This window comes from Streptomyces desertarenae (assembly GCF_042681365.1).
Taxonomy (GTDB): Bacteria; Actinomycetota; Actinomycetes; order Streptomycetales; family Streptomycetaceae; genus Streptomyces; species Streptomyces desertarenae.
In genome coordinates, this window is sequence record NZ_JBHUFU010000011.1 from 234030 (window position 1) to 254886 (window position 20857).

General features: G+C 74.7%; 11 protein-coding genes. 6 read left to right on the top strand and 5 right to left on the bottom strand.

Features of this window, described 5'->3' with window-relative positions; genetic code table 11:
* Positions 1-40: 40 nt before the first annotated feature.
* Positions 41-1816 (bottom strand): serine/threonine-protein kinase, encoded by a 1776-nt coding sequence (locus ACFSJS_RS19700; protein ID WP_380902180.1) that lies wholly within the window; start codon positions 1814-1816, stop codon positions 41-43.
* Between the two features lie 561 nt (positions 1817-2377).
* Between ACFSJS_RS19700 and ACFSJS_RS19705 the strand changes: the two genes are divergently transcribed.
* The 4 genes from ACFSJS_RS19705 to ACFSJS_RS19720 all read left to right on the top strand — a co-directional run bounded on the left by ACFSJS_RS19705 (position 2378) and on the right by ACFSJS_RS19720 (position 9634).
* The gene (locus ACFSJS_RS19705; RefSeq protein WP_380902237.1) at positions 2378-5671 is read left to right on the top strand and encodes an FtsK/SpoIIIE domain-containing protein; all 3294 of its coding nucleotides are present in this window, start codon (positions 2378-2380) and stop codon (positions 5669-5671) included.
* A 249-nt stretch (positions 5672-5920) separates the two neighbouring features.
* The gene (locus ACFSJS_RS19710; RefSeq protein WP_380902182.1) at positions 5921-7306 is read left to right on the top strand and encodes an ABC transporter substrate-binding protein; all 1386 of its coding nucleotides are present in this window, start codon (positions 5921-5923) and stop codon (positions 7304-7306) included.
* A 22-nt stretch (positions 7307-7328) separates the two neighbouring features.
* On the top strand, positions 7329-8693 hold the full coding sequence (locus ACFSJS_RS19715) for a carbohydrate ABC transporter permease (RefSeq protein ID WP_380902184.1): 1365 nt from the start codon (positions 7329-7331) through the stop codon (positions 8691-8693).
* Entirely contained in the window at positions 8690-9634 is a 945-nt protein-coding gene (locus ACFSJS_RS19720; protein ID WP_380902186.1) for a carbohydrate ABC transporter permease, read from the top strand. Before ACFSJS_RS19715 ends, ACFSJS_RS19720 begins: the two co-directional genes overlap by 4 nt.
* An 85-nt stretch (positions 9635-9719) precedes the next feature.
* Here the strand turns inward: ACFSJS_RS19720 and ACFSJS_RS19725 are convergent, their stop codons facing one another.
* The 3 genes from ACFSJS_RS19725 to ACFSJS_RS19735 all read right to left on the bottom strand — a co-directional run bounded on the left by ACFSJS_RS19725 (position 9720) and on the right by ACFSJS_RS19735 (position 16386).
* Positions 9720-14732 carry an NAD-glutamate dehydrogenase gene (locus ACFSJS_RS19725; protein ID WP_380902188.1) on the bottom strand — a complete coding sequence of 1671 codons (5013 nt, stop codon included), beginning with the start codon at positions 14730-14732 and terminating at the stop codon, positions 9720-9722.
* Positions 14733-15082: 350 nt separating this feature from the next.
* Positions 15083-15766, bottom strand: coding sequence for an HAD family hydrolase (locus ACFSJS_RS19730; protein WP_380902190.1), 684 nt, complete (start codon positions 15764-15766; stop codon positions 15083-15085).
* Between the two features lie 104 nt (positions 15767-15870).
* Positions 15871-16386: a DUF6912 family protein gene (locus ACFSJS_RS19735; protein ID WP_380902192.1), complete on the bottom strand. Its 516-nt coding sequence runs from the start codon at positions 16384-16386 to the stop codon at positions 15871-15873.
* A gap of 284 nt (positions 16387-16670) precedes the next feature.
* On the opposite strand from ACFSJS_RS19735, the gene ACFSJS_RS19740 reads away from it, so the two are divergent.
* Positions 16671-17162: an Rv3235 family protein gene (locus ACFSJS_RS19740; RefSeq protein WP_380902194.1), complete on the top strand. Its 492-nt coding sequence runs from the start codon at positions 16671-16673 to the stop codon at positions 17160-17162.
* A gap of 79 nt (positions 17163-17241) precedes the next feature.
* Here the strand turns inward: ACFSJS_RS19740 and secA are convergent, their stop codons facing one another.
* Positions 17242-20067 carry a preprotein translocase subunit SecA gene (secA, locus tag ACFSJS_RS19745; protein ID WP_380902196.1) on the bottom strand — a complete coding sequence of 942 codons (2826 nt, stop codon included), beginning with the start codon at positions 20065-20067 and terminating at the stop codon, positions 17242-17244.
* 191 nt (positions 20068-20258) lie between these two features.
* Here secA and ACFSJS_RS19750 point away from each other — a divergent pair, with 191 nt between their 5' ends.
* Positions 20259-20843, top strand: coding sequence for a GNAT family N-acetyltransferase (locus ACFSJS_RS19750; RefSeq protein ID WP_380902198.1), 585 nt, complete (start codon positions 20259-20261; stop codon positions 20841-20843).
* The last annotated feature ends 14 nt before the right edge of the window (positions 20844-20857 follow it).

The window sequence follows — 20857 nt, forward strand, 5'->3', positions numbered from 1 at the left end:
GCCCCGGCCCCGGCCGCGCCGGGAGCCGGGGCCGGGCGCGTCAGCCGTTGCCCGCGGGGACGTCCGGAACGGCGTCCCGGATGTCCTGCACGTCCTTCTGGACGTCCTCCACCGTGCCGGCGGCCTCCTGCCCGGCGCCCACCAGCTCCTCCAGCCAGGTCCAGACGTCGCCCACCCAGGTCTTGGTGTCCTCCCAGAACTGCCGGCCCTGGTCCCACCACTCGGGCAGCGGGGTGAAGTTCCACACCAGGACGCAGACCAGCACGAAGATCAGCACCATGAACAGGCAGCCCTTGAGGCAGCCCAGCCCCGGGATGCGCATGGGGCTGGAGGAGCGCCGCCGCGGCTGCCGGGGCTCGGGCGGGCGCGGGGGCTCGGAGCGGCGCGGCTGCGGCTCCGGCTGCCGGGGCGGCACCGGGGCGTACGGCTGCGGGGGCGGGGGCTGCTGCGCGCGGGGCCGCTGCCGGGGCTGCGGGGACGGCTGCGGCGGCTCCGGCTGCCGGTGCTGCTGCGGCGGGGGCGGGGGCGGGGGCGCGGAGCGGCGCTGGGGGCGGCGGCGCATCGGATCCAGCTCGGGGTCGAGCGGCTGCACCTGGGTCTGCTCGTTGCGGTCGCGGGCCGCGCGCATCTGGGTCTGCCAGGGGTGCGGCTCCTCGGGGCGCGGGCCGTCGCCGGACCCGCCCGGCGCGCCGGGGGGCACCGGCGGCATGACGCGGGTGGGGTCGGAGTCCCCCGCGCCGCCGGGGCCGCCCTGCCCCGGGCCGGAGGTGTGCGGCAGGACGCTGGTCGCGGCGTTGGGGTCGTGGGAGGGGCCGCCGCCTCCGGTGGTCGGCAGCACCTGGGTGGGATCGGCGGCGCCCGCCGGGCCCTGCGCGCCCTCCGGCACCGGGGTGGGCGACGGGTCCGGGCCCAGCAGGGCGGCGACGCCCAGGGCGGCCTCGGCCTGCGCGGGGGTGGCGTGCACCCCGACGCCCGAGGCGACCGTCCGCAGGGCGCGGGCGAGGCTCTCGGCGCCGGGGCGCTCGTCGGGGTCCTTGCGCAGGCAGCGCTCGATGACCGTCCACAGCGGCAGGGGGACGTTCCCGGGGCGCTGCGGCTCCTCGCTCAGATGGCGGTGGAGGACCTCCAGCGCGGTGCCTCCCCCGAAGGGAGGACGGCCGGTGACCAGTTCGTACAGCATGATGCCCGCGCCGTAGACGTCCACGGCGGAGGTCTGCGGCCGTCCCTCGGCGGACTCGGGCGCCACGTACGCCGGGGTGCCGACGAACTCGTGGGTGCGGGTCAGGCCCGGGGAGTCGGCCAGCCGGGCGATGCCGAAGTCGGTGAGCATCGGCCGCAGCCCGGCCGGGTCGTCCTCGGCGCCGGCGAGCAGCACGTTGGCGGGCTTGAGGTCGCGGTGGACGACCCCGTCCGCGTGGCTGGCGGCCAGCGCGTCGGCGACCTGGGCCATCAGCAGCGCGGCGCCGACCGCCGAGAAGGGGCCGTTCTGCCGCAGGTGGCGGTCCAGGTCGGGGCCGTCGATCAGGTCCATGACGAGGGCGAGCAGCTCGCCCTCGACCACCAGGTCGCGGGTGCGGACGATGTTGGGGTGGGTCAGGCGGAGCAGGACGGAGCGCTCGCGCAGGAAGCGCATCACCACGTCCGGGTCGCTCGCCAGCTCCTCCCTGAGGACCTTGATCGCGACGGTCTCGCCGGGGTGCCCGGCCACGGCCGCCTCGGCGCCCGCCGTCTCCCTCTGGCGCGCGCGCCAGACGGTGCCCGTGGCGCCGCGTCCGAGCGGCTCCTCGAGCAGGTACTTGCTGCCTACCGGCCGCACGTCATGCGCTCCCTGGTCCTAGGTCCGAACTGCCGGAGCGGCCCACTGTACGGCGCCCCGGCGGCCCACTGTAGTGCGGAGAGGCGGGGGGAGCGGAGGGCTCGGGCACGGCCTGTCCGGCCGGTTCGCGCGCCCCTCGCCCGTCCGCCCCCTCCGAGGCGGCGCCTCCGGCGCCTCCTGTTGTCCACTTTCTTTTCCCTGCGGGACTCCCCCGGCCCGCTTTCCGCCCGTTTCCGGTTGCGTCCGACCGGCCGGACCGTCCCGTCCTGGGGGACGCGGCAGGACGGCGAACGGTTGCCGCGGCCCCGTCGTACTCCGGACGGCTCCGGGCAGAAGCGGCGTGGGGGTCCGCCGGGCGCGGCGCCGTCCCGGAAGGGGCGGACCGCCGTGCGGCCGGTGATCCATATCGGAGCGAAACGCGCAGTGGACAGGCACATACCAGCCACATTTTCATCCGGAGCCGACCAACCAAGATCGTTCGATGGAGGATCGTGGACGTGGTGACAGTGGTCGGTGCGAGGATGCACCCAGCATCACGGGACTGAAGAGGGGCCGATGTCGATGCAGATCCGGCTGACCGTCCTCGGGCCGCGCGGCGGCCACGCGGAGCCGACCGCTGGCGGGTGCGACGTCCTGGTGACCGCCCCTCCCGGCACGACCCTCTCCGCCGTCGCGGGCGCCCTCGCCGCCGCCGCCGCCTCGGCCGGCGCGGCACCCGCCGCCCCCTCCGGCGACGCGGTGGCCGTCTACGCCGGGGCACAGCGGCTGGACGCCGGACGCCAGGTGCTCGGGCTGCCCCCGCTGGTGGACGGCGCGGTGGTCTCGCTGTACGGGCCCACGGCCCCCTGGGGCCACGGCCTGGTCCCCGGCGGCGCGCGGGCCCGGCTGCACGTCGTCGCGGGGCCGGACGCGGGCGGCGTCCACCTGCTGCGCGGCGAGCGGGTGCGCCTGGGCCGCTCGGCCGAGGCCGACGTACCGCTGGACGACCCGGACGTCTCCCGGCTGCACTGCACCATCACCGTCTCGGAGACCGGCGCCGTCACCGTCGCCGACCTGGCCTCCACCAACGGCACGACGGTGGACGGCACCGCGGTGCACGACCGCCCGGTGCCGCTGCCGCCGGGCGCGACGCTGCGGCTGGGCGAGTCCGCCGTGCGGCTGTGGGCGGGCGGCGCGGACGGCGGGACCGCGGACGGGGCCCTGCCCACCCTCCCCGACGGCGAGGGGCGGCTGCGGGTCGCCGCGGGGGCGCCCGGACCGGACCGCACCGGCTCCCCCGCGCCGGCCGCGCACCCGGCGGCCGGGACGGTCGGCGGGCTGGGCACGGCGGACCTCCTGCGGGCGCCGGCCGCGCCCCCCGGACCGCCCGGCGGCCCCGGCGCGGCGGCCACCCCGTACGTCCCCGGCGCCGAGCGGATCCCCGAGGAGATCGAGCACGACCGCGCCGACCACCCCTTCCCCGCCGGCGGCGGGACCCACGGCGCCGGGTTCGTGCGCCCCCGCGGCGGCGCCGAGCGGTCCGCCGAGCGGCGCGGGCGCGGCGGGCTGGGCGCCTGGGCCCGGCGGCTGGCCGGAGCCCGGCCGGAGGAGGAGCCGGCACCGGCGCGGGACGGGTCCGGCCCCCCGGTCCCGGGCGCGCCGGAGGACCACCGCTGGCCCGACCCGTCGCAGATCCTGCTCACCGCCCTGGGCCCCGGCCCCCGGCTGTGGGAGCGCGGCACCGGCCACCCCGACGCGCTGACCGTCCGGCTGGGCACGGTCCGCGGCGCGGGCGGCGCCGTCGCGCCGGTGACGGTGGAGCTGCGGCGGACGGGCTCGCTGGGACTGGCCGGGCCCCGCAGGCGGCTGCTGCCGCTGGCGCGCTCGGTGCTCGCCCAGCTCGCCGCCCTCCACGGGCCCGGCGCCCTGGAGCTGGTGCTGATCGCCCCGGGCCGGGCTCCCGGCGGCGCGCGGGACGGATCCGGCGGGCACGACGGCGACTGGTCCTGGCTCGGCTGGCTGCCGCACCTGCGTCCGGCGCACGGCCAGGACTGCCGTCTGCTGCTGGCCTACGACCGCGAGCAGGCCGCCGCGCGCGTCGAGGAGCTGCTGGGACGGCTGGAGGACGCGGCTCCCGGCCCGGGCGCGGTCCGCGGCCCGCTGACGGTCGCCGTGGTCGACGGGGACCCGGGCTGCGCCGAGCTGCGCGGGGCCGTCTCCCGGCTGGCCGCGTACGGCCCGGCCGCCGGGGTGCACCTGCTGTGCCTGGCCGAGACCCCGGCCGCCTCTCCCACCTCCCCGCTCGCCGACACCCTGGACGCGGCCGCCTCCGCCTCCCCCGCCTTCCGCTCCTGCGGCACCGTCGGCCTGCTCAGCGGTGCCGTCGCCACGGCGGTCCGGGTGGTGGCGCGCGGCACGGACCCGGCGGTCGCGCCCGTGGCGACCGTGGACGGCGTGTCGGCCGCCTGGGCCGAGCGCCTCGCCCGGGCGCTGGCCCCGCTGCGCGAGTCCGACGCCGGCGGCGTCCCGTCGGCGGCCCGCGCCGTGCCCCTGCCCGGCAGCTCGCGGCTGCTGGAGGAGCTGGGGCTGGCGCGGGCCACGCCCGCCGCGCTGCTGGCCCGCTGGGCCGACGACCCGGCGGGCCGAGCGGACGGGGCGGCCCCGGGCGCGGGCGGCCCCCTCGGCGGGCCCGGCGGGCCGCGCGCCGGGGCGGTCCTCGGCGCCGGGACGCGCGGCCCGGTCACCGCCGACCTGGCGGCCGACCACGGCCCCCTGCTCGTCCAGGGACCGGCCGGTTCGGGCAAGACGGAGCTGCTGCGCTCCCTGGCCGCCTCGCTGGCCGCCGGGGAGCGGCCCGACAGGCTCTCCCTGGTCCTGGTGGACGGCGACGGCGACGGGCTGCGCGCCTGCGGCGACCTGCCGCACGCCTCGACGTACCTGGCCGCGGGGGATCCGGTGCGGATGCGGGAGTTCGCGCAGGCCCTCAGCGGTGAGCTGAAGCGCCGCGCCGAGCTGCTGGGCGACCTGCCCTACGAGGTGTACGCGGAGCGGGAGGCGCAGGCGCGCCACCGCGCCGCCGCCGGCCAGGCCACCCGGGTGGTGGCGCAGCGCCGGGCCGCCGGCGGCGCCGAGGCGTCCCGGCTCCCGGGCCGGTCCCCGCAGCGTGCGCAGGTCCCCGGTCCGGGACCCGTGCCCGGCGGCCCGGTGGACGAGCGGCCGGGCCGGCAGGGGCGGTACGGCACCGACCGGGGCACCCTGGCGCTCCGGGCGCGCGGCGAGGGCCCGGCGGGCACCGGGGTGCCGGGGGACGCGGCGGGCACCGGGGTGCCGGGGGACGCGGCGGGCACCGGGGCGCCCGGCCTCCTGCCCCGCCTGGTGGTCCTCGTCGACGACTTCGACACCCTGGTCGACCCCGCCCTGGGCAACCCCGGCCGCCCGGCGGCCGGTTCGGTGGTGCGGGCCCTGGAGGCCGTGGCACGCGACGGCGCCCGGCTGGGCGTACACCTGATAGCCGCGACCGGGCGTCCGGACCGCACGGAGCGGACGGTCGCCGGCCAGGACGCACCGCTGCGGATCCGGCTGGGCGGGGAGGACGGCCCGGCCGCCGAGGCCGCGCCTCCCGGGCGCGGCGCGCTGCACCGGCCGGACGGTTCGGTGACGGTCTTCCAGACGGGCCGGGTCTCGGGCCGCATCCCCCGGACGGCGACGCTGCGGCCGACGGTGGTCCCCCTGGACTGGGCGCGTGCCGGGGATCCGCCCGCCCGCCGCCCGGTCCGCGAACTGGGCAACGGGCCCACGGACCTGGCGCTGCTGGCCAGTGCGATCGAGCGGGCGGCCCGCGAGGCGGGGGCCCCCGGTCCCGAGCCGCTGCTGTGAGGCCGCGGCGGCGCCCCCGCGCCCCGCGGCCGCCCCGCCACCGCCGCACGCCGCCGCCCCGCTCCCGTGCGGACCGGCCCGCTCCGCACGGGATCCGCCCCGGGAGCGGGTCACGAGCCGGTCACGAAGGGCGGGTCGGCATGTGAAGCGGTATTGCCGGGCAAAGCGTTGAGGCGTAGGACTGATCGCACGGGACGCACGGCACGGCCGTCCGAGGCCGGCCGTGCCCACAGTGGGGGACGGTGAGCGATGCGCACTTCTGTCCGTACTACTCGAGCGCGGGCCCTGAGAGCGGGAACCGCCCTGGCCGCGGCGCTGGCCCTGTCGCTGACGGCCGCCTGCGGCGGAGGGGGCGGCGGAGGCGGGGAGTCCGGGGGCTCGGGGAACAACACCGCGCAGGAGCGGGAGCCCACCGTCGAACTGCCCTCGCTGGAGGGGCAGAAGCTCCAGGTGGCCGCCGTGTGGACGGGCCCGGAGCAGGAGAACTTCCGCCGGGTGCTCGACGAGTTCGAAAAGCGCACCGGGGCCGAGGTCGGCTTCGTGCCCACCGGCGACAACGTGGCCACCTTCATCGGTTCCAAGGTCGAGGGCGGCGCGCCGCCGGACGTGGCGATGCTGCCGCAGGTCGGCGTGCTCCACCAGTTCGCCCAGAAGGGCTGGATCAAGCCCCTGGACGAGGCCACCCGCAAGCAGCTCGACAAGAACTTCTCCCAGGGCTGGCGGGACCTCGGCGCCCACGAGGGCACGCAGTACGGCGTCTACTTCAAGGCCGCCAACAAGTCCCTGGTCTGGTACAACACCACCGCCTTCGAGAACGCGGGCGTGAGCGAGCCGAAGACCTGGGACGAGTTCCTCGACGTCGCCCGCACGATCTCCGACTCCGGCGTCCCGCCGGTCTCGGTCGGCGGCGCGGACGGCTGGACGCTCACCGACTGGTTCGAGAACGTCTACCTCTCCCAGGCCGGCCCCGAGAAGTACGACCGGCTCGCCCGGCACGAGATCCCGTGGACCGACCCCTCCGTCAAGGAGGCCCTGACCACCCTCGGCGAGCTGTTCGGCGCCGAGGAGCTGCTGGCCGGCGGCAACAGCGGTGCGCTGCGCACGGAGTTCCCCAAGTCCGTCACCCAGGTCTTCGCCGAGCCCGACGGGCCGCAGGCCGCGATGGTCTACGAGGGCGACTTCGTCGCCGTCAACATCGCCGACACCGAGTCGAAGGTCGGCGAGAACGCCAAGGTCTTCCCCTTCCCCGCGGTCGGCTCGGACTCCCCCGTGGTCAGCGGCGGCGACGCGGCGGTCGCGCTGAAGGACAGCGAGGGCGCCCACGCCCTGCTCACCTTCCTCGCCTCCACCGACGCCGCGGCGATCTGGGCCGAGCGGGGCGGTTTCATCTCCCCCAACAAGGAGCTGGACACCGCCGTCTACCCCGACGACGTGCAGCGCGACATCGCCGAGGCGCTGATCGCCGCGGGCGACGACTTCCGCTTCGACATGTCCGACCAGGCCCCGGCCGCCTTCGGCGGCACCAAGGGCGAGGGCGAGTGGAAGGCGCTCCAGGACTTCCTGGCCGACCCCGACGACGTGGAGGGCGCCCAGAAGGACCTGGAGGCCGCCGCGGCCAAGGCGTACGGCGACTGACGGCGGACGGGGAGCCACCGCCATGCCGACCGCCACAGCGGGCGGCCCGGCGGCCCCGGGCCGCCCGGGGCCGCCCGCCGCATCGAGACCGCACCGCACCTCCGTCGTCCGCACCCGCCCGTGGCTGGCCGCCTGCTTCCTGCTGCCCGCGCTGGTGCTCCTGGGGGCGCTGGTCGTCTACCCCATCGTCTACTCGGTCTACCGCAGCCTCTTCGACTCGTCCGGCACCGGCTTCGTCGGCCTGGACAACTACGTCGGGCTGTTCACCGACGACGGCATCCTGACCGCGATCAGGAACAACGCGATCTGGGTGGTCGTCGCCCCGACCGCCTGCACCGCGCTCGGCCTGATCTTCGCGGTGCTGACCGAACGGGTGCGCTGGGGCACCGCGTTCAAGCTGATCGTCTTCATGCCCATGGCCATCTCGATGCTCGCCGCGGGCATCATCTTCCGCCTGGTCTACGAGCAGGACCCGGACCGCGGGGTGGCCAACGCCGTCTGGGTCGGCGTGCACGACACCTTCAACGAGGCCTCCGCCTGGCCCGGCGCCCGTCCCCGGCCGGGCAGCGACCTGGAGGAGTCCGGCGACGGCTCGTACACCACCGCCGCGGCGGTGGACGCCGCGGGCCCGGCCGACCTGCCGCTGGTCGGCGTGCCGCCCCAGGACCTGGCCGGCGCCGCCGACGCCCGGCCGGCCGGGCCCTCCGGCGACGGCGGGGTCACCGGCACCGTCTGGGTGGACTTCGCCAGGGGCGGCGGGGGCGAGCCCGGGGTGATCGACCCGGGCGAGAAGGCCCTGGCCGGGGTGGAGGTCGAGGCGGTCAGGGGCGGGGAGGTCGTCGCCACCGCCACGACCGGCGAGGACGGCACCTACGCCCTTCCCGCCGAGGCCGACGGGGCGCGGCTGCGGCTGCCGGCCGCCAACTTCACCGAGGCCTACAACGGCGTCAACTGGCTCGGCCCGAGCCTGGTCACCCCGGCCATCATCGCCTCCTACGTGTGGATGTGGGCGGGCTTCGCGATGGTGCTGATCGCGGCCGGGCTGGCGGGCGTGCCGCGCGAACTGCTGGAGGCGGCACGGGTCGACGGGGCGAACGAGTGGCAGGTCTTCCGCAGGATCACGGTGCCGGTGCTGGCGCCCGTCCTCGCGGTCGTCCTCGTCACCCTGGTGATCAACGTGCTGAAGATCTTCGACCTCGTCTACATCATCGCCCCGGGCGCCACCCAGTCCGACGCCAACGTGCTGGCCCTCCAGCTGTACCTGTCGTCCTTCGGCACGGGCGCCGACCAGGGCGCGGGCAGTGCCATCGCGGTGCTGTTGCTGCTGCTGGTGGTGCCGGTGATGGTGTTCAACATCCGCCGCCTCAGGAGGGAGAACCGACCGTGAGCACTCCCTCCGAGAGCACCTCCGGGGCCGGACCCGGGCCCGGCCCCGCGCCCGCCGGCGGCGGACGGCGGCCGGCGGGACGGGGCGGGCACCGTCCGCTCGCCGCGCGGCTCACCGCCCTCACCGGCCACTGGGCGGTGCGCTTCACCCTGGTCGTGATCGCCTTCCTGTGGCTGCTGCCGACCACCGGGCTGCTGCTGTCGTCCCTGCGCGACCGCTCCGACATCACCTCCTCGGGCTGGTGGACGGTGCTGGGCGACTGGTCGCAGCTGACGGCGGCCAACTACCGGGCGCTGCTGGAGAACGACGCCATCACCGGCTCCCTGGCGACGACGCTGGCGATCACCGTGCCCTCCACGGTGCTGGTCGTGGTCATCGGCTCGCTGGCCGGCTACGCCTTCGCCTGGATGGACTTCCCCGGCCGCGACTGGTGGTTCCTGGTGGTGGTCGGCCTGCTGGTGGTGCCGGTGCAGGTGGCCCTGATCCCGGTGGCGAAGCTGTTCAACTCCCTGGGCATCTTCGAGACCACCGCCGGCGTCGTGGTCTTCCACACCGCCTTCGGGCTGCCGTTCGCGATCTTCCTGCTGCGCAACTTCTTCGCGGAGATCCCGCGCGAGCTGCTGGAGGCGGCGCGGCTGGACGGCGCGGGCGAGGTGCGGCTGTTCACGCGGGTCGTGATGCCGCTGGGCGGTCCGGCCATCGCCTCGCTGGGCATCTTCCAGTTCCTGTGGGTGTGGAACGACATGCTGGTGGCGCTGATCTTCGCCGACGCCGGCGATCCGCCGATCACCGTCGCGCTCCAGCAGCAGGTGCGCCAGTTCGGCAACAACATCGACGTCCTCGCCTCCGGCGCGTTCGTGTCGATGGTGATCCCGCTGGTGGTGTTCTTCGCCTTCCAGCGGCAGTTCGTGTCGGGTGTGATGGCGGGCGCGGTGAAGTAGCCGCCCGGCGGGCGCGCGAACGCCGGAGGGGGCGGCCCGGGCGGGCCGCCCCCTCCTCGCGCGCACCGCGCCGCCGCGCAGTGCCTCAGCGGTTGCTGCGCAGCAGGGTGCGCATGGTGCGCATCGCCACCGACAGGTTCGCCAGGTCGAAGGTCTCCGAGTCGCGGATCTCCTCCAGCGTGGCCCGGGCCCGCCCCAGGACGGCCGCGTTCTTCGCCTCCCACGCCGCGAAGCGCTGCTCGGGTGTGGCCCCGCCGTCCCCGGCGGCCAGCACGTCGGCCGTCAGGAGCTGGTGGGCGGCGTAGAGGTCCTCGCGGATCGCCGCGCGGGCCATCGACTGCCAGCGGTCGGAGCGCGGCAGCTCGCTCACCCGGTCCTGGAGTTCGGTGATGCCCAGCCGGTCGGCGAGGTCGTAGTACACCTCGGCGACGTCCAGCAGCTCGTGGCCCGTGCGGTCCGCGACGGCGACCACGTCCAGGGCGGGGAAGACCGAGGACAGGCCCGCCACCCGCAGCGCCAGCTCGCCGGGCACCCCGGCCGCGGTCAGCTCGTCGTTGACGTTCTGGTGCCACTCCAGGTCGGCGCCGCGCAGCAGCTTGGGCAGCTCGGACCAGACGACCTCCACCCGGTCGCGGAAGACGTCGATGGTCTCGGCGAGCTTCAGCGGCTGCGGCCGGTTGTTCAGCAGCCAGCGGGTGCCCCGCTCGACCAGCCGGCGGGAGTGCAGCCGGATGCGGGTCTGGACCTCGGCGGCGACCCGGTTGTCCAGTGCCTCCACCTCGTCCCAGGTGCGGGCCAGGCCGAAGATCTCCCGGGCCGCGACGTGCGCCCGGACGATCTCCTCGGTGGAGGCTCCCGACTCCTCCTTCATCCGGTGCACCAGGGTCGATCCGCCGGTGTTGACCGTGTCGTTGACCAGGACGGTGGTGATGATCTCGCGCCGCAGGGCGTGGCGCTCGATCTGCTCGGGGAAGCGCTCGCGCAGCGCGGTGGGGAAGTAGGCGTACGCCAGCTTCTGCAGGTACGGGTCGTCCGCCAGGCCGGTGCCGGCCAGCTCCTCGGTGACGGCGATCTTGGTGTACGCCAGCAGCACCGCCAGTTCGGGCTGGGTCAGGCCGTGGCCGTGGGCCAGCCGCTCGCGGACCTGGCGGTCGCCGGGGAGGAACTCCAGCTGCCGGTCCAGCCGCCCCTCGCGGGCCAGGGCCCGCATGAACCGCTGGTGGGCGTGGAGGAGGGCGGGCGCCTGCCGCATCCCGTTGGCCAGGGCGATGTTCTGCGCGTAGTTGTTGCGCAGCACCAGTTCGGCGACCTCGTCGGTCATCTCCGCCAGCAGGGCGTTGCGCTGCTTGACGGTCATGTCGCCGTCGGAGACGACCGAGTTGAGGAGGATCTTGATGTTGACCTCGTGGTCGGAGGAGTCCACGCCGGCGCTGTTGTCGATGGCGTCGGTGTTGATCCGCCCGCCCTCCTGCGCGAACTCGATGCGGCCGAGCTGGGTCAGGCCCAGGTTGCCGCCCTCGCCGACCACCCTGACCCGCAGGTCCCGGCCGTCCACGCGGATGGCGTCGTTGGCCTTGTCGCCGACGTCGGCGTCGGACTCGGTCGACGCCTTCACGTAGGTGCCGATGCCGCCGTTCCACAGCAGGTCCACCGGCGCCTTGAGGATGGCCCTCATCAGCTCGGACGGGGTCATCTTGGTGACGCCGCCCTCGATGCCCAGGGCCTCGCGGACGTGCGCGTTGACGGGGATGGACTTGGCCGAGCGGGGGTGGACGCCGCCGCCGGCCGACAGCAGCGAGGTGTCGTAGTCGGCCCAGGACGAGCGCGGCATCTCGAACAGGCGGCGGCGCTCGGCGTAGGAGGTGGCCGGGTCCGGGTCCGGGTCGAGGAAGATGTGCCGGTGGTCGAAGGCCGCGACCAGCCTGATGTGCTCGCTGAGCAGCATGCCGTTGCCGAAGACGTCGCCGGACATGTCGCCGATGCCGACGACCGTGAAGTCCTCGGTCTGGGTGTCGTGGCCCAGCTCGCGGAAGTGTCGTTTCACCGACTCCCAGGCGCCGCGGGCGGTGATGCCCATGCCCTTGTGGTCGTAGCCGGCCGACCCGCCGGAGGCGAAGGCGTCGCCCAGCCAGAAGCCGTAGGCGGTGGCCACCTCGTTGGCGATGTCGGAGAAGGCCGCGGTGCCCTTGTCGGCGGCGACGACCAGGTAGGTGTCGTCCCCGTCGTGGCGCACCACGCGCTCGGGGGGCACGACCTGGCCGCCCACGAGGTTGTCGGTGATGTCGAGCATGCCGGAGATGAACGTCTTGTAGCAGGCGACGCCCTCGGCCAGCCAGGCGTCGCGGTCCGCCGAGGGGTCGGGCAGCCGCTTGCCGACGAAGCCGCCCTTGGCGCCGACCGGCACGATCACCGTGTTCTTGACCTCCTGGGCCTTCACCAGGCCGAGGATCTCGGTGCGGAAGTCCTCGCGCCGGTCGGACCAGCGCAGACCGCCGCGGGCGACCTTCCCGAAGCGCAGGTGCACGCCCTCCACGCGCGGCGAGTACACCCAGATCTCGTACGCCGGGCGGGGCGCGGGCAGATCGGGGATAGCTTGCGGGTCGAACTTCATCGACACGTAGTCGTGCGGCCTGCCGGAGGAGTCCCGCGGCTGGAAGTAGTTGGTGCGCAGGGTGGCCTTGATCAGGGTGAGGAACGAGCGCAGGATGCGGTCCTCGTCCAGCGAGGCGACCTGGTCCAGCGCGCCGTCCAGCTCCTCCAGCAGGCCGTCGGTCAGCTCGTGGCCCGCGCCCGCGCGCTCCGGGGAGAGCCGCGCCTCGAAGAGGCTGACCAGCAGCCGGGTGGTGTGGACGTTGTGACGGAGGGTGTCCTCCATGTAGTCCTGGCTGAACGGCGAGCCGGCCTGCCGCAGGTACTTGGCGTACGCCCGCAGCACCATCGCCTGGCGCCAGGTCAGCCCGGCGGAGAGCACCAGGGCGTTGAAGCCGTCGCTCTCGGCCGCGCCGCGCCAGACGGCGGCGAAGGCGTCCTGGAAGCGCTCGCGGGCGTCGCCGTCGAGGTTCGGCGCGTGCTTCGCCGGGAGCCGGAGCCCGAAGTCGTAGATCCACGCCCGGGAGCGGTCGGCGCAGCGCAGCTCGTAGGGGCGCTCGTCGACGACCTCCACACCCATGGCCTGGAGGATCGGCAGGACGGCGGAGAGCGAGACCGGCTCCCCCGTCCGGTAGATCTTGAAACGGCGCTCCCCCGGTCCGGCCCCGACGGGCTCGTAGAGGCTGAGCGCGAAGTCGCCCGCGCCCTCGCCGTGCTCCAGCTTCTCGAAGTGCTGGAGGTCGGCGACGGCCGCGCGGGGCGGGAAGTCGGCCTTGTAGCCCTCGGGGAAGGCGCCCGCGTAGCGGTGCACCAGTTGCGCCGCCCGCTCCTCGCCGAGTTCGGCGACCAGGGCCTCGGAGAAGCCGTCCGCCCAGGAGCGGGCCGCCTCGGCCAGCCGGGCCTCGATGCGCTCGACGTCGGCGTGGGTGAGCTGGGCGAGTTCGGTGCCCTGGGGCACGCGGACGACGAAGTGCAGCCGGGCCAGGACGGATTCGGTGTTCCAGGCGGAGAAGTCGACGGTGCTGCCGCCCAGTTCCTCGGAGAGGATGTCGATCAGCCGCAGCCGCACGGCGGTGGTGTAGCGGTCGCGCGGCAGGTAGACCAGCGCGGAGTAGTAGCGGCCGTACTCGTCCTGGCGCAGGTAGAGCCGCAGCTTGCGGCGCTCCTGGAGGTAGAGCACGGAGGTGACGATGTCGCGCAGCTCACCCGGCGGGATCTGGAAGAGGTCGTCGCGCGGGTACGTCTCCAGGATCTGGAGCAGGTCGCGGCCGTCGTGGCTGTCGGGGGTGAAGCCCGCGGAGGCGACGACCTCCTCGACCTTGCGGCGGATGACGGGCACCCGGCGCACCGACTCGGTGTAGGCGGCCGAGGAGAACAGGCCGAGGAAGCGGCGCTCGCCCACCACGTTGCCCGCCTCGTCGAACTTCTTGACCCCGATGTAGTCGAGGTAGGAGGGGCGGTGCACGGTGGCGCGGCTGTTGGCCTTGGTGAGCACCAGCAGCCGGTGCTCGCGGGCCTTGGCGCGGGCGTCGGCGGAGAGCCGGTTGAAGGAGGGGGAGACCGGGTGGGCGTGCGGGTGCTCGTGCGGCCGGTCGGAGCCCTCCCCGTCCGGGGCCCCGGCGGAACCGGGGGCGCCCTCCCCGTCGTGCCGCGGGTCGGAGCGCAGGATGCCCAGACCGGTGCCGGGGACGGCGCTGAGCAGCAGTTCCTCGGTGCCCTCGGCGCCCTCGGAGACCAGCTCGTACTCGCGGTACCCCAGGAAGGTGAAGTGGTCGGCGGCGAGCCAGCGCAGCAGCTCCCCGGCCTCCTCGACCTCCTGCTCGGGCAGGTCGGCCGGCAGCGGCTCGTCGGGCAGTCCGTCGGCGATCCGCAGTGCCGCGGTGCGCATCTTCTGCCAGTCCTCGACCGCCTCGCGGACGTCGGACAGCACGCGCCGCAGGTCGTCGGCGATCCGCCGCAGGTCGTCGCGGTCGGTCTCCCGGTCGATCTCGACGTGGATCCAGGACTCCACGAGCGCGTCGTCGGGCAGCTCCCCCTCCTCCTGGCCGCGGCTCTCCACGTCCAGGATCTCGAGGAGTCTGCCCGTGACGTCGCGGCGGACGACGACCTGGGGGTGGACCACCAGGTGGATGCCGCGGTTCTGGCGGGTCAGCTCGTTGGTGACCGAGTCCACCAGGAAGGGCATGTCGTCGGTGACGACCTCGACGACGGTGTGCGTGCACGTCCAGCCGTTCTCGTCGACGGTGGGGGTGTGGACGCGGACGCCGGCGGTGCCCTGGGGGCGCTGCCGGGCCAGTCGGCAGTGGGAGACCGCGGCGCCGTAGACGTCGACCGGGTCGCGGTCGGTGAGGTCCTCGGGGGCGGTGTGCAGGTAGTAGCGCTGGAGGTACGAACCGATGGCCCCGCCGTCCAGGCCGGGAACCGGTTGGCTTCCGGCAGGGCCCCTATCGGCCACCCGGGCGGCCCGTTCGAGCAGCTCGGCCTTTGCTTCGTCCAGCTTGGTCTGCATGTCGTCTGGCTCCTGTCGCGCGCCGTTGCGTGACGTCGAGGGTGGGAATGTGTGACGCCGACACACCAAGTGTCCGCCGGAGCGGGGCGTCATGCGGGAAAGAGGGGTGATCGGCGGCGGCCCGGGCGTCGCGCCACGGGTGACCGGGGGCGGAGGCGGCACTGCCTTCCGCGGCTATCTCGCAGATCACGGGCCAAGCGTATCGCTCCGCGCCGGGCGGCCGTCACGCACCGCATGTGTACAAAACCCGACGCCGGGGTTGGACGTTGTGGACAAGCCGCACGGGCGCGGACCGGCCCCGGCGGGCGGTGGCCGCCGGCCCCCGCCCGCCTCCCGTCCGCGCCCCCGCCTCAGCCCTCCGCGACCATGCTCTCGGCCACCTCCACCGCCTCGGCGAGGCTGTCCACCACCGGCACCCCCGCGGCCTCCAGGCTCGCCCTGCTGTGGGAGCCGCCCGTGTACAGCACGGCCCGCGCCCCCACGTGGGCGGCCGCCACGGCGTCGTCCACCGCGTCGCCGACGACCACGGTGCGGTGGGGGCGGAAACCGTCGAGCGCCGCCACGTGCGCCGCCATCTGCCGGGCCTTGCCGGTGCTCGCGCCGCTGGTGCCGCCGAGGCAGCCGTCCACCCGCACGAAGTGCTCCTCGATGCCGTGGCGGCGTACCAGCGGCACCAGTTGGTCGTGCGGGGCCAGGGAGCACAGCGACTGGGTCAGCCCGGCCGCCCGCCGCGCGGCGAGCAGCTCCGCCGCGCCCTCGGCGAGCCCCACGCGCTCGACCCGCGCGACGTAGTGCCGGTGGAAGACCTCGTCCATCCCGGCCCACTCCTCGTCGGTCGGCGGCCGGCCCATCAACCGCTCGTAGAAGCGGGGTACCGGCACGCAGTACAGCTCCCGGTAGCGCTCCAGCGTGATGGGCGGCAGTCCCAGCTCGGCGAACGCGGCGTTGGTCGCCGCGATGACCGCGTCGATGTCGTGCAGCAGCGTGCCGTTCCAGTCCCACACGATGTGGGATCTCCCCGTGCCCGAGTCCATGGGACGACGGTAGGCGAACGGTGTGACAACCGGGAGGGGCAGACCGGAGGGCGGACCGGGAGGGGACGGCCGTCCGGCCCCGGGCGGCGCCCCGGCGCGCGGGCTCAGGCCAGCTCCTCCAGAAGGACGCCGATCTCCTGCGTCGCGTACCACAGCAGGTCGTGGTCGTCGGCCCCGTCCACGACGAACCGGGCGTCGTCGTCGCCCAGGTCGGCCGCGCCCAGCGCGTCCGCCGCCGCGGCGACGTCCGCCTCGGCCTCCTCGCCGTCCACGTGCACGGCCGCCGCCCTGGACAGCGGCACGGCCCGTTCGATGCGCACCTCGCCGAGCGCCGACGGGTCCAGGCTGCGGTCGGGATCGGCGACGGCCTCCCGGTCGGGCACGTCCAGGGCCACCACGACCCGCCGCCGGCGGGCACCGGGGTCGACGGCCAGCAGCCGCAGCGACGCCTGGGCGGCACGGCCGAGGGCCGCGTACTCCAGCTCCTCGATGTCGTCCGAGACGTACCACTCGCGCAGTCCGGGGGTGACCGCGTAGGCGGTCAGGGGTCCTGGGCCCAGTTCGCCCTTCCCGTGCGCGTCCGCGAGGCCGGGAAGGGTCAGGGGGACGTAGACGCGCATCGCTACCGCTTTCGTGTAGGGCCGCTCCGACTGCCCCGACAGCATACGGCCGCCCCGGTGCGCCGGCCGTGTCCGGCCCCGCCGCTCCGCGCCCCCGGCTCCCGGCACGGCGCCACAGGTCAGGGGCGCGGCGCGTCAGCCCCGCAGCCGCCGCCATCCGGATAGGTGAACCGCGGGAGGAGTGCGGCGCCACCGTGGCCGGTCGTTGCCGCCCGCCGGACCCGCCAGTAGAACCGGACCGCAAGCTACCGACCAGTAGACGTGAGACCACGGGGAGAGCCACCATGCCGTCCACCAGCCGCACCGCCCCGCCCGGCCGCCGGGACTCCCGCCGCCCGGCGCGCCCGGCGCACTCGGCCGTGCTCGCCGCCCGGCAGCGCGAGCGCGACCGGCAGCCGCACTACTGGTTCGCCCACCGGCTGGTGCTCGTCCTCAGCGGCCTGCGCCCGGTCCACCTGCTGCTCGGCCACACCCGCGGCCAGGCGTACGAGCAACTGGCCCGCCTCGCCCCGCACGCCCCGCTGCGCCCGGCCGCCGCGGGCGCGCCGGCGCCCGCGGTGCGGCAGGTGGGGTGGTGCCGGCCCGGCCCCGGGGCGGTCGAGGCGTTCGCCCGGATCACCGCCGGCGACCGGCTGCGGGCCCTGGCGTTCCGCCTGGAACAGGGGCGCGACGGCCGCTGGCTGTGCTGCGCCGTCGAACTCGACGCCCCCGGGACGCCCGGCACGGCGGCGGGGCGCACCCCCGGGCCGGGCCCCGGGCGGGTGCCCGCCCGGTGAACGCGCCGGGGCCGGGCGTCCTGTGCGGACACCCGGCCCCGGCCGGCGGGCCGCCGCCACACGGCGGCGGCCCGCACCGTCACTTCTTGCGGCGGCGGCCCTTCTCCCGCTGCGCCTTGCGGCGCTCGGCCCGCGTCATCCCGTCGGCGGGCGAACGGACCGGGCCCTCCCCGTCACCGGCGAAGTCGCCCTCGACGACCCCGCCCTCGCCGTCCACCGTCGGGGCGGAGAAGTGCAGCCGGTCCGGGCGCTGCGGAGCGTCCAGGCCCTTGGCCCGGATGGCCGGGCGGGCCCCCGCCGGCACGGCCTCCTCCTGCGGTGCCTTCTCCAGGGAGGTTGGGGCGGCCTCCTCGACCGGCACCTCCTCGACCTGCTGCTCCACCTGGACCTCCAGGTTGAACAGGTAGCCGACGGACTCCTCCTTGATGCCGTCCATCATCGCGACGAACATGTCGTAGCCCTCGCGCTGGTACTCCACCAGCGGGTCGCGCTGCGCCATGGCGCGCAGGCCGATGCCCTCCTGGAGGTAGTCCATCTCGTAGAGGTGCTCGCGCCACTTGCGGTCGAGGACGGAGAGCACCACGCGGCGCTCCAGCTCGCGCATGATCTCCGGGCCGAGCTCCTTCTCGCGCTCCTCGTACCGCGCGTGGATGTCGTCCTTGATCGTCTCGGCGATGAACTCGGCCGTGATGCCGTCGCGGCCCCCGGCCTCCTCCTCCAGGTCCTCGACGGTGACCGACACCGGGTAGAGCTGCTTGAAGGCGCTCCACAGCCGGTCCAGGTCCCACTCCTCGGCGAAGCCCTCGACCGTCTCGGCCTGGACGTAGGCGTCGATGGTGTCGTCCATGAAGTGGCGGATCTGCTCGTGCAGGTCCTCGCCCTCCAGGACGCGGCGGCGCTCGCCGTAGATGACCTCGCGCTGCCGGTTGAGGACCTCGTCGTACTTCAGGACGTTCTTGCGGATCTCGAAGTTCTGCTGCTCGACCTGCGACTGCGCCGAGGCGATGGCGCGGGTGACCATCTTGTTCTCGATCGGGACGTCGTCGGGCACGTTGGCCATCGACATCACGCGCTCGACCATCTGCGCCTTGAACAGCCGCATCAGGTCGTCGCCGAGGGAGAGGTAGAAGCGGGACTCGCCCGGGTCGCCCTGCCGTCCGGAGCGTCCGCGCAGCTGGTTGTCGATGCGGCGCGACTCGTGCCGCTCGGTGCCCAGCACGTACAGGCCGCCCAGTTCGACGACCTCGTCGTGCTCGGCCGCCACCGCCTGCTCGGCCCGCTCCAGGGCCGCGGGGAGGGCGGCGGCCCACTCCTCGGCGTTCTCCACCGGGTCCAGGCCCTTGGCGCGCAGCTCCGCGTCGGCGATGTCGTCCGGGTTGCCGCCGAGCTTGATGTCCGTACCGCGGCCGGCCATGTTCGTGGCGACCGTCACGGCGCCCTTGCGGCCCGCCTGGGCGACGATCGCGGCCTCGCGCTCGTGGTTCTTGGCGTTGAGCACCTCGTGCGGCACGCCGCGCTTCTTCAGCTGCTGGGAGAGGTACTCGGACTTCTCCACCGAGGTGGTGCCCACCAGGACCGGCTGGCCCTTCTCGTGCCGCTCGACGATGTCGTCGACGACCGCGGCGAACTTGGCGACCTCGGTGCGGTAGATCAGGTCGGACTGGTCCTTGCGGATCATCGGGCGGTGCGTCGGGATCGGCACCACGCCGAGCTTGTAGATCTGGTGGAACTCGGCGGCCTCGGTCATGGCCGTGCCGGTCATGCCCGACAGCTTGTCGTAGAGGCGGAAGAAGTTCTGGAGGGTGATCGTGGCGAGCGTCTGGTTCTCGTCCTTGATCTCCACCCCCTCCTTGGCCTCGATCGCCTGGTGCATGCCCTCGTTGTAGCGGCGGCCCGCGAGGATGCGGCCGGTGTGCTCGTCGACGATCATGACCTCGCCGTCGATGACGACGTAGTCCTTGTCCTTCTTGTAGAGCTCCTTGGCCTTGATCGCGTTGTTGAGGTAGCCCACCAGCGGGGTGTTGACCGACTCGTAGAGGTTGTCGATGCCCAGCCAGTCCTCGACCTTGGCGACGCCCGACTCGTGGATGCCGACGGTGCGCTTCTTCTCGTCGACCTCGTAGTCGCCCGTCTCGGGCTGCTGCTTGAGCGGGTTGGCGGGCTCGCCGCGCTCCAGGCGCTTCACCAGCTTGGCGAAGTCGCCGTACCACTTGGTGGCCTGGTCGGCCGGACCCGAGATGATCAGCGGGGTGCGGGCCTCGTCGATGAGGATCGAGTCGACCTCGTCGACGATCGCGAAGTTGTGGCCGCGCTGCACCAGCTCGTCCTTCGACCACGCCATGTTGTCGCGCAGGTAGTCGAAGCCGAACTCGTTGTTGGTGCCGTAGGTGATGTCGCAGGCGTACTGCTGGCGGCGCTGCGCCGGGGTCATGTTGGCGACGATGCAGCCGACCGTCAGGCCGAGGAAGCTGTGGACCCGCCCCATCAGCTCGGAGTCGCGCTGTGCCAGGTAGTCGTTGACCGTGATCAGGTGGACGCCCTTGCCGGACAGCGCGTTGAGGTACGCGGGCAGGGTGCCGACCAGCGTCTTGCCCTCACCGGTCTTCATCTCGGCGACGTAGCCCATGTGCAGCGCCGCGCCGCCCATCACCTGCACGTCGTAGTGGCGCTGGCCGAGGACGCGCTTGGCCGCCTCGCGAACCGTCGCGAACGCCTCGGGCAGCAGGTCGTCCAGGGTCTCGCCGTCGGCGAGGCGCTCCCTGTACTCGTCCGTGAGCGCCCGCAGCTCGGCGTCGGTGAGGTTGACGAAATCCTCTTCGATCGACGACACCTGGTCCGCGATGCGGTGCAGCTTGCGCAGGATCTTGCCTTCACCTGCACGCATGATCTTGCCGAAGACGGACACGTAGGCTGGCTCCTTGCCGGTCGGGCCGGGCACGGTCTGAGTGCTCTGGCACGGCGGGCCTCTCCCTTGCCTCGGGCCCGGCCGCACCGGCCATCGTATGCGAGGGGCACCGGCCCCTGTACCCCCCAACGTGCGTCGGCCCCGGAAGGTGCCGGTTCCGCCCGTTCGGCTGACTGGCAGAATCTCCCGTCATGCGGCCTGTGACCATCGGCACCGCGCGGCTGACGCTGCGGCCCTTCGCCCCGGAGGACGCCCCCGCGGTCCACGCGGCCTGCCAGGATCCGGACATCCTGCGCTGGACGGCCCTGCCCGAGCCGTACGAGCGGCGGCACGCGCAGGAGTACGTGCTGGGCATCGCCCCCTCCGGCTGGCGGGAGGACACCGCCTACACCTTCGGTGCCTTCACCCGCGACGGCGGGGAACTGGTGGGGTCGGTGGGCCTGGTGCGCATCACGCCGCCGGACCCGGCGGGACGCGAGGCGGAGCTGGGGTACTGGACGGCGAAGGAGCAGCGCCGGCGCGGCTACACCGCCGAGGCCGCCGGCGCGGTGGCCGACTGGGCCCTCGGCGAGCTGGGCGTGGAGCGGCTGGAGTGGGTCGCGGAGGTCGGCAACACCGCCTCGCGGGCCGTGGCCGAGCGGCTGGGGTTCGTGATGGAGGGCACCCTGCGGGCGCGCATACCCTTCCGGGGCACCCGGCGGGACGCGTGGATCGCGTCGCTGCTGCCGTCGGACCGTAGGCGGGCACCGGGTGCGCCCGTACCGCCCGCGCCGTAGGACGCGGGCCCGGC